Annotated in this window: 3 protein-coding genes; all 3 read left to right on the top strand. The window is 73.0% G+C overall.

The genetic code is table 11. From position 1 onward, the window contains the following. The coding region (locus QOL99_RS16430) for a PucR family transcriptional regulator (RefSeq protein WP_285525397.1) at positions 1-503 on the top strand (503 nt) is incomplete at its 5' end. A 94-nt stretch (positions 504-597) separates the two neighbouring features. After that, positions 598-1,749 (top strand): ABC transporter substrate-binding protein, encoded by a 1,152-nt coding sequence (locus QOL99_RS16435; protein ID WP_285525399.1) that lies wholly within the window; start codon positions 598-600, stop codon positions 1,747-1,749. A gap of 29 nt (positions 1,750-1,778) precedes the next feature. Beyond that, positions 1,779-2,567, top strand: a 789-nt coding sequence (locus QOL99_RS16440; protein ID WP_285525400.1) for an FAD-binding oxidoreductase, incomplete at its 3' end; no start/stop codon positions are given.

A 2,567-nucleotide genomic window follows, 5' to 3' on the forward strand; every position in this document is an offset into this window, starting at 1 on the left:
TGTGGCTGTGGCAGACCGCCGACCTGGAGCGGGAGGCGCGGGACCTGCACGCCGCGCTGCTGGCGAGCACCGCGCAGGACGTGCGGCTGGGGGTCAGTGCCGCGCACCCCGGTCCCCGCCACGCCCGCACCGCCGAGGGGGAAGCGCGGCACGCCCTCGCCGCCACCCGGCAGGCGCGGGGATACACGACCTATCACGCGATGGACCCCCTGTACGCCCTGATCGCGGACGGCTCCCTCGCCCCGCTGCGGGGGCAGGTGCGCTCACGGCTGGCCGCGCTGGAGGACGGGGGCCGGATCGAGGCCACCCTGCGGGCCTACCTCGCCCACTCGGGCCCTCTTCCCGACCTCGCCGCGCGGCTGCACGTGCATGTCAACACCCTGCGCTACCGCCTGCGCCGCGCCGAGGAGGTGCTGGGCGGCTCCCTGCGTGACCCCGCGCTGCTGGCCCGGCTCTACCTCGCGTTCGGGGCCGAGGAGGAGGCTCCGGCGGCGGAGAACTAGGCCCCCGGCCTTCTGCTGAGCTTCATGAACCAACTCCAGTTCATCCTCTGCCCGGATCCCGCCGGGCTGCCCCCTCTGCCGTGGAGGTTGACCCATGAAGCACCTGCGCCCTGCCCGTCTGCTCGTGACCGCCGCCCTGCTCGCCTCCTCGCTCGCCGCCGCGCAGATCCGGGTGGGCGTGGTGGTGTCCTCGACCGGCCCGGCGGCCAGCCTGGGCATCCCGGAGAAGAACACGGTCGCGCTGCTGCCCCAGACCATCGGCGGGCAGCGGGTGACCTACACGGTCCTCGACGACGCCTCCGACACCACCGCCGCCGTCACCGCCACCCGCAAGCTGATTCAGGAGGGCAAGGTGGACGTGATTGTCGGCACCACGACCACGCCCGCCAGCCTCGCCATGATCGACGTGGTGACCGAGGCGAGGGTGCCCATGATCAGCCTCGCCGCGTCGGAGGCGATCATCAAGCCGGTGGACGCGCGGCGGCGCTGGGTGTTCAAGACGCCGCAGACCGACGCGATCATGGCGACCGCGATCGTGGCGCACATGGCGCAAAACCGCGTGGGGACGGTGGGCTACATCGGCTTCAACGACGCCTACGGCGAGGGCTGGCTCGCGGAACTCCAGCGGGCGGCGGCGGCCCGGAATATCCGGGTGGTGGCCGTGGAGAAGTACGGCCGCAGCGACACCAGCGTCACCGGCCAGATTCTCAAGATCGTGGCGGCCCGGCCCGACGCCGTGCTGATCGGGGCCTCCGGGGTGCCCGCCGTGCTGCCGCAGAAGACCCTGAACGACCGGGGCTACGCGGGCAAGGTCTACCAGACGCACGGGGTCGCCAACGCCGACTTCCTGCGGGTGGGCGGCAAGGACGTGGAGGGGGCGATTCTGCCCGCCGGACCCGTGCTGGTGGCCGACCAGCTTCCGGCGACCAATCCCACCCGCCGGGTCGGGCTGGCCTACTCGCAGGCGTACGAGCGGCACTTCGGCCAGAATTCGGTGAGCACCTTCGGGGCGCACATGTGGGACGCGGGCCTGATCTTGCAAAAGGCGATCCCGGCCGCGCTGAAAAAGGCCAAGCCCGGCACCCCGCAGTTCCGCTCGGCGCTGCGTGACGCCATCGAGGGCACCCGCAACGTGATCGGGGCGCACGGCATCTTCAACATGAGCGCGACCGATCACCTCGGCCTCGACGCCCGCAGCCGGGTGATGGTGCAGGTCGTGAACGGCACGTGGAAGATGATCAAGTAACCGGCTGGCAGGAGGCGTTGAGGTCACGGTTGGGGGGGCGTGTCAGCCTCGCTCCCGGTGACCTCGCCGCCCGCGCGCGGGACGAGGGCACGCCGCTGACCTGGGTGCCCGGCGCGGTCGTCCACGCCCGCTCGGAAGGGGACGCGCTGCAGACGCTGGCGGTGGCCCGCGAGTGGCGCGTGCCTGTCACCCCCTGGGGCGCGGGCACCAGCCTGGAGGGGGCCGCCCTGCCCGTGCCGGGGGCGATCTCGCTGGACCTCGGCGGGCTGGACGCGGTGGGAGAGCCGGACCCGGTGGGCTTCACCGTCACGGTGGGGCCGGGGGTGCGGCGGGTTCATCTCAACCGCCGCCTGCGTCCGCACGGCCTCTTTTTCCCGGTCGACCCCGGCGCCGACGCCTCGCTGGGGGGCATGGCCGCCACCAACGCGAGCGGCACGACCACTGTGCGCTACGGCGGGATGCGCGAGAACGTCGCGGCCCTGCGGGTGGCCCTGACCGATGGCCGGGTGCTGCGCCTGGGCACCCAGGCCCGCAAGAGCAGCAGCGGTTACGCGTTGAAAGGGCTGTTCATCGGCTCGGAGGGCACGCTGGGGGTCATCACCGCCCTCACCCTGCGGCTTCACCCCCTGCCCCCCGCGACGGCCAGCGTGCAACTCGCCTTCGGGGATGTGGAGGGCGCGGTCGCCACCAGCGTGACCCTGCGCGGGCTGGGCCTGACCCCCGAGCGGCTGGAGTTCGTGGACGCCGCGACCGTGGCCGCCGTGAACCGCCACCGCGCCCGCCGCGACCCGGAAGCGCCGACCCTCTGGGCAGAGGTC

It is taken from the genome of Deinococcus rhizophilus (assembly GCF_030271215.1).
GTDB lineage: Bacteria > Deinococcota > Deinococci > Deinococcales > Deinococcaceae > Deinococcus > Deinococcus rhizophilus.

What these genes read in the sequence shown, in the direction of transcription:
- QOL99_RS16435 (WP_285525399.1), top strand. Translation starts at nt 598, where the DNA reads ATGAAGCACCTGCGCCCTGCCCGTCTGCTCGTGACCGCCGCCCTGCTC.